At 69.5% G+C, this 6,705-nt stretch carries 5 protein-coding genes, 1 tRNA gene and 2 pseudogenes; 6 read left to right on the forward strand and 2 right to left on the reverse strand.

Annotated elements, in window-relative coordinates; all coding sequences use genetic code 11:
- The first annotated feature begins 53 nt into the window (after positions 1-53).
- Positions 54-1,073 carry a betaine--homocysteine S-methyltransferase gene (gene bmt, locus ACK41U_RS15400; protein WP_409681835.1) on the forward strand — a complete coding sequence of 340 codons (1,020 nt, stop codon included), beginning with the start codon at positions 54-56 and terminating at the stop codon, positions 1,071-1,073.
- Here the strand turns inward: bmt and ACK41U_RS15405 are convergent.
- Positions 1,070-2,149, reverse strand: a complete 1,080-nt coding sequence (locus ACK41U_RS15405; protein WP_409681837.1) for a PA0069 family radical SAM protein — start codon at positions 2,147-2,149, stop codon at positions 1,070-1,072. The genes bmt and ACK41U_RS15405 overlap by 4 nt on opposite strands.
- A 99-nt stretch (positions 2,150-2,248) precedes the next feature.
- Here ACK41U_RS15405 and yghU point away from each other — a divergent pair, with 99 nt between their 5' ends.
- From yghU to ACK41U_RS15430, 5 genes and pseudogenes are all read left to right on the forward strand, one after another.
- Positions 2,249-3,088, forward strand: a complete 840-nt coding sequence (yghU, locus tag ACK41U_RS15410; protein WP_409681839.1) for a glutathione-dependent disulfide-bond oxidoreductase — start codon at positions 2,249-2,251, stop codon at positions 3,086-3,088.
- A 99-nt stretch (positions 3,089-3,187) separates the two neighbouring features.
- Entirely contained in the window at positions 3,188-5,011 is a 1,824-nt protein-coding gene (locus ACK41U_RS15415) for a class I SAM-dependent DNA methyltransferase (RefSeq protein WP_409681841.1), read from the forward strand.
- The gene (locus ACK41U_RS15420; protein WP_409681843.1) at positions 5,008-6,030 is read left to right on the forward strand and encodes a BsuBI/PstI family type II restriction endonuclease; all 1,023 of its coding nucleotides are present in this window, start codon (positions 5,008-5,010) and stop codon (positions 6,028-6,030) included. The genes ACK41U_RS15415 and ACK41U_RS15420 overlap by 4 nt, the downstream gene beginning before the upstream one ends.
- A 10-nt stretch (positions 6,031-6,040) precedes the next feature.
- A tRNA-Ser gene (locus tag ACK41U_RS15425) sits at positions 6,041-6,130 on the forward strand.
- Positions 6,131-6,278: 148 nt separating this feature from the next.
- A pseudogene (locus tag ACK41U_RS15430) lies at positions 6,279-6,554 on the forward strand (Arm DNA-binding domain-containing protein); the annotation flags it as partial.
- 31 nt (positions 6,555-6,585) lie between these two features.
- Here ACK41U_RS15430 and ACK41U_RS15435 read toward each other — a convergent pair.
- Positions 6,586-6,705: pseudogene (locus tag ACK41U_RS15435) on the reverse strand (IS5/IS1182 family transposase); the annotation flags it as partial.

Here is a 6,705-nt window from a genome sequence, read left to right on the forward strand (position 1 = left end):
TTATCGGAAGTTCCGGGACCGCGGCTGCGGTCCCGATTGTCAAAGGTGCTGTGATGACGGATCCGCTTGGGCGGCTGCTGGCGACCCGTGACTGGGTGCTGGCCGATGGCGCGACCGGCACGGCGCTGTTCAATATGGGGCTTGAGGCGGGCAGCCCCGCCGAATTGTGGAACCTGACCCGCCCCGACGCGATCCTGACCCTGCATCGCGACGCGATGGCGGCGGGATCGGACCTGTTTCTGACCAACAGCTTTGGCGCCAATGCCAGCCGGTTGCGGCTGCACGGGCTGGGCGGCCGCGTCACCGAAATCAACCGCCGCGCCGCCGAACTGGGCCGCGAGGCCGCCGATCAGGCCGGGCGCCCGGTCGTGGTCGCGGGCAGCATGGGCCCCATCGGCGAGATCATGGAGCCGATGGGCAGCCTGACCCATGCGCATGCGGTGGACATGTTCCACGAACAGGCCGAGGCGCTGCGCGATGGCGGCGCCGATCTTCTGTGGGTCGAGACGCTGTCCTCGCTGGAAGAGCTGCGCGCCGCCGCCGAGGCCGCGCGGCGGGTCGGCATGCCCTGGTGCGGGGCGCTGAGCTTTGACACGGCGGGGCGCACGATGATGGGCACCACACCTGCGCAGCTGGCCGCCGCGGTCGAGCGTCTGCCCAATCCCCCCGTGGCTTACGGCGCGAATTGCGGGGTCGGCGTCTCGGATCTGCTGCGGACGGTGGCGGCGCTGGCGGCCTCGGGCAATGAGCGTCCGCTGATCGCCAAGGGCAATGCCGGGGTCGCGCGGCTGGAACGCGGGCATCTGCATTACGACGGCACGCCCGCGATGATGGCCGAATATGCCTGCCTTGCCCGCGATCTGGGCGTGCGGGTCATCGGCGGCTGCTGCGGCACCATGCCCGAACATCTGGCCGCCATGCGCGCCGCGCTGGACAGCCGCGCCCAGGGCCCCCGCCCCTCGCTGGAGCAGATCACCACGCGGCTGGGGCCGTTCAGCCCCGGTGGCGGGGACGAGCAGCTGACGATTGGCCGGGTGCCGGGCGGGCGACCCGCCAACGGGCGGCGCAACTAGAACAGCGACAGCTGATCGCCCGCGCGCGGCGGCGGGCCAAAGCGGGTGCAGTCCAGCGCCGGCGCCCCCTCGGCATAGCCCAGCCGGCGGCGGGCCAGCCGGAACCGCTGTTGCGCCAGCTGTGCCTCGACCCCCGCGCCGCGAAAGCGGTGGCCGAAGCGCGGGTCGTTGTCGCGCCCGCCGCGCATCGCCTGCACCCGGTTCATCACATGCGCCGCCATGCCGGGGCGGTGGCGGTCCAGCCAGTCGCGGAACAGCGGCGCCACCTCATGCGGCAGGCGCAGGGCGATCATGCTGGCGGTGGTGGCGCCCGCGTCGCGGGCCGCCGTCAGGATCGCCTCGATCTCGGGCTCGGTCAGGACCGGGATCACCGGGGCCACCATGACCCGCACCGGCACGCCCGCCCGCGCCAGGGCCGCGATCATCCGCAGCCGGGTGGCGGGGGCGGGGGCGCGCGGTTCCAGCGACCGGGCCAGATCGGCGTCCAGCGTGGTGACGCTGATCCCCACCGCCGCCTGATCGCGGGCGGCCAGTTCCGCCCACAGATCCAGATCGCGCAACACCGTCTGGCCGCGCGTCACCAGCGTCACCGGGTGGTTCCAGTCGCGCAGCACCCGCAGCAGGCCGGGCATGATCGCCAGTTTCGCCTCGATCGGCTGATAGGGGTCGGTATTGGTGCCAAGCGCGATGGGCGCGACCCGATAGGACGGCCGCGCCAGTTCGCGGGCCAGCAGGTCCGCCGCGTCGGGTTTGGCGGTGATTTTCGTCTCGAAATCCAGACCCGGCGACAGGCCCAGATAGGCGTGGCTGGGGCGGGCATAGCAATAGATGCAGCCATGCTCGCAACCCCGATAGGGGTTGATCGAGCGGTCAAAGGCGATGTCGGGCGAGCTGTTGCGGGTGATGATGCTGCGCGGGCGTTCGATGGCGACCTCGGTGCGCAGCAGGGCCTGTTCCTCGGGGATGTCCCAGCCGTCGCTTTCGCGGACATGCTGATGCGCCTCGAACCGGCCTGTGGGGCTGGTATCGGCACCGCGCGCACGCAGGCGCTGATCGGGGTTGCGGGGTGGCAGCATGGGGCGATTATAGAACACAACAGGAACACCTGCCAAGCCCCGTTGATGTTCGCAAGGCCCGCCCCCATCCTTGGGTCAGACATTATGACAGGACCGACAATGACCGACGATTACACGCCCCCCAAGGTCTGGACCCCCGGCAAGGAGAACGGTGGCCAGTTCGCCAGCATCAACAAACCGACCGCAGGCGCGCAATATGACCGCGATCTGCCGGTGGGCCAGCATCCGTTGCAGCTGTATTCGCTGGCCACGCCCAACGGCCAGAAGGTCACGATTTTGCTGGAGGAATTGCTGGAGGCGGGGCATGACGCCGAATATGACGCCTGGCTGATCCGCATCGGTGACGGCGATCAGTTCGGCAGCGGTTTCGTGGCCGTGAACCCCAACTCCAAGATCCCGGCGCTGATGGATCATTCGGTGACGCCGCCGCAGCGGGTCTTTGAATCGGGTGCGATCCTTCTGTATCTGGCCGAGAAATACGGCGCCTTCCTGCCCACCGATCCCGCCGCGCGGACCGAAGCGCTGAGTTGGCTGTTCTGGCAGATGGGCGCGGGCCCGTATCTGGGCGGCGGCTTTGGCCATTTCTACGCCTATGCGCCGGTCAAGATCGAATATGCGATCGACCGCTTCACGATGGAGGTGAAGCGCCAGCTTGACCTGCTGGACAAGCGGCTGGCCGACAACAGGTTCATCGCGGGCGACGAGTATACCATCGCCGATATGGCGATCTGGCCGTGGTACGGGCGGCTGATCACCGGCGGCGCCTATAACGACGCGGCGACGTTTCTGGATACGGCCAGCTACACCAACCTGCACCGCTGGCAGGCCGAGATTGCCGCGCGCCCGGCCGTTCAGCGGGGCATCCGGGTCAACAATGTCTCGGGCGACGAGGCGCAGCAGATGCCCGAGCGCCATGACGCCAGCGATTTCGGGGCGTAAGGCGCGATCCTGCCGGGCGGCCCCGCCCGGCAGATAAAACAGAGCAGGAACATGCGCGGGCTATCGCCAAATTCGGGCGCATCTTTTAGGGTTGGTCCCATGGAGACGACAGACCCGACAGCCCGCCCCCGGCGGCGCCCCGCAGCGCCCCGCACAGTGCCCCGGACGGCCCGAAAGGCCGCGCCGGAATGCACGCGGCTGGAGCTGTCGGATGCGCGGATGATGGCGCGCGTCTGGGCCTCGACCCTTGCCGATGGCGACCGCGAGGGGCATGCGGCGGCCTTCACCGGCCACAGCCTTGTGGCTCTGGGCCGGGCGCGGGGGATTGCGGCCGATCTGTGCCCCTCGCTGGGGGGGGCGCTGATGGCGCTGGACGATCCGGCCATGGCGCTGGCGGCGACCATTGGCCGGGTGGCCGCACCGCTGCCGCTGACCGAGGCGCTGCACCAGATCACCAGCCTGTATCCGGCGCTGCTGCCCGCACGGGACCGCAGCGCGCGCGGCGCCTTTTACACGCCGCCCGCGCTGGTTCGGCGGCTGCTGGATCAGGCCGAGGAACAGGGTCTGGACTGGAGCACGGCGCGCGTTCTGGACCCGGCGGCGGGCGGCGGCATCTTCGTGATCCACGCCGCAGAGCGGATGATCGCAGCGCTTGGCGAGTGCGAGCCGGTCTTTGCGCTGAGCCATGTCGCCTCGCGCCTGTCGGGATTCGAGCTGGACCCGAATGCGGCGCTGCTGGCGCAATGCGCCTTTGAGATGTCGCTGGCCGGGCTGGCGGGCCGGGCCGGGCGCCCGGCCCCGCAGATCATCACCGCCCGCGACACGCTGCTGGCCCCGCCCGAGCCGGTGTTCGATCTGGTGATCGGCAACCCGCCCTATGGCCGCGTGACGCTGCCGCCCGATCTGCGCGCGCGCTATGCCCGTGGCCTGTATGGTCATGCCAACCTTTACGGGCTGTTCACCGATGCCGCCCTGCGCTGGACCCGGCCCGGCGGTCTGGTGTCCTATCTGACGCCCACCAGCCTGCTGGGCGGGCAGTATTACTCCGCCCTGCGCGGGCTGCTGGCGACCGAGGCCCCGCCCATCGCCATCGACTTTGTCCACACCCGGCGCGGCGTGTTCGAGGATGTCCTGCAAGAGACCCTGCTGGCCACCTACCGGCGCGGCGCGGTGGCGGGCCGCACCCGCATCCATTATCTGACCGTCACCGCCGACGGGGCGGCGCAGATCACCCGCAACGGCACCATCGCCCTGCCCGCCGACCGGGCCGCGCCCTGGCTGGCGCCCCGCCTGCCGGAACACAGCCGCCTTGTCGCCCATGCCGGGGGGATGGCGCACCGGCTGGCGGACTGGGGCTATTCCGTCTCGACCGGGCCGCTGGTCTGGAACCGCCACAAGGGCCAGCTGCGCGACCGCGCGGGCGGGCGGAACGTGCATCCGCTGATCTGGGCCGAGGCGGTCACGCCGGATGGCCGCTTTGCCCATCGTGCCCGCAAGCGCAACCACGCCCCCTGCTTCCGGCTGGAGGCGGGCGACGGCTGGCTGCTGACCCGGCGGCCCTGCGTGCTGGTCCAGCGCACCACCGCCAAGGAACAGGCCCGCCGCCTGATCGCCGCCGAACTGCCGCTGGAGTTCATCGAGGCGCATGACGGGGTGGTGGTCGAAAACCACCTCAATATGGTGCGCGCCGCCGGGCAGCCGCTGGTGCCCCCGGCGGTGGTGGCCGCCCTGCTGAACAGCCGCGTGGTCGATGATCTGTTCCGCTGCATCAGCGGCAGTGTCGCCGTCTCGGCCTTTGAGCTGGAGGCGCTGCCGCTGCCCGCCCCCGACCAGACCGCCCGCCTGTCGGCGCTGCTGGAGGCAGGCGCCCCGAAGGCCCGGATCGAGGCGGAATGCGCGGCGCTTTATGGCGGGCCTGCATGACCGGCCTGCCGCCTTATGCGACACGGGACCTGATCGCCGCACGCCTGCCCCTGATCTTTCCCGAAGGCACGCCGAACCGGACCTATTGCATCCGCGATCTGGCCGCCAGCACGGTGTTTGCCGCGCTGTATATCGGCGCGGTCGAGGGCAGCGGGCGCTATCTTGGCCCGGTCCATGTCTATCGCATGACCGATGAGCAGGCGGGCCGGGCCGGTGATGCGGATCGCGCGGGCTATGCGGCGGCGGTGCTGCGCCGCAACGGCGCCGTGGCCGGAACCCGCTGGTATGCCGACAACACCCGCGAGCCGATCCGCGACGAAACCCTGCGCGACGGTCTGGTCGCGGTGGGCGCCGTGACCCGGCGCGAGGATCTGCCGACGACATCCGGCCAGCCGCGCTATGCGCTGCGCTGCGGGTTCGCGGCCCTGTTCGACCCGGCCCTGCAGGGCGGGATGCTGGCCACAGCCATCGCGCGGTTCCACGACACCCATCTGACCAAGGGCGCCCTTGCGCGCGTCACCATTATGCGCGCGGGTGCGGCGGCCGGGGCGGCGGGCATCCGGGTCACCTGCCCCAATGGCGACACCCGCCTGCTGGCGCCGGGCCCCAGCTCGGTGATCGCGCAGGCGGTGATCGAGGTGTTCGCGCCCCGGTTCATGGCCCAGCCCGCCGTCCTGTGGCTGAGCGAAAGCGGCAACAAGGTGGTTTTGCGCGATGACGCGCTGGCCCATGCGATCGGCCTGAGGATCGAGGCCGACAAGACCCTGCCCGACCTGATCCTGGCCGATCTGGGCCAGCCCGAGCCGCTGATCCTGTTCGTCGAGGTCGTCGCCACCGACGGCGCCATCACCGAGCGCCGGCGCGCATGGCGGCCCATGGTGGCGCGCGTAGCCCGCGCCTCCGTTGTCGCCGCGCGGCGTCGGAGGTGGTGGCGCTTGCCCGGCCCAGCCGGACGCAGGCCGGCACGGCCAGAGCGCCCTTGTGAACACATGCTTGGCAAACCCGACGCCACCCCCTAAAACCGCCGTCGGAGCAGTGGCCGAGTGGTCTAAGGCAACCGACTTGAAATCGGTCGAACCCGAGAGGGTTCCGTGGGTTCGAATCCCACCTGCTCCGCCAACCACCATTTTCATTGACCTGCGAATCATCCCAAACTAGCGTATAAGGCGATGAACTTATGCGCTGATTTGCGTTGGTTGGTTTCGTTCGGTTTGCTTCGATTGCGCTAGGTTCTGTTCATTTTGTGGTACGAAAGGTGGTACCTTTTATGAGCTACACCTCGGGCAAGCTGACCAAGAATCTCGTTCGCAGCCTTGGGCCGGGCCGCCACAGTGACGGTGGAGGTCTGTACCTCGTTGTCGATCCGTCAGGCGCGCGTCGCTGGATCGTGCGTGTCACCGTCAAAGGGCAGCAGAACCGTGAGGGGAAACCGCTTCGCACAGACTTCGGTCTGGGGGGCGCTGCTGTGGTCACGCTGAACGTCGCGCGTGAGCGGGCGCTGGAGCATCGGCGGCTGGCGCGGCAAGGGTTGAACCCGAAATTTCACCGCGATCAGGATGTGCCTTGCTTCGAAGGTCCGCCAGGAACCAATCGGCCTGCGGCAGGCTGTCCAGAAGCGCCGCTGCGCCGGTGTAGTCGCTGACCTGTCCTGCCGACATGAAGAACCGGATAGGTCTGCCTCTCGCATCGGTGAC

It is taken from the genome of Paracoccus sp. (in: a-proteobacteria) (assembly GCF_046289755.1).
Classification (GTDB): Bacteria; Pseudomonadota; Alphaproteobacteria; order Rhodobacterales; family Rhodobacteraceae; genus Paracoccus.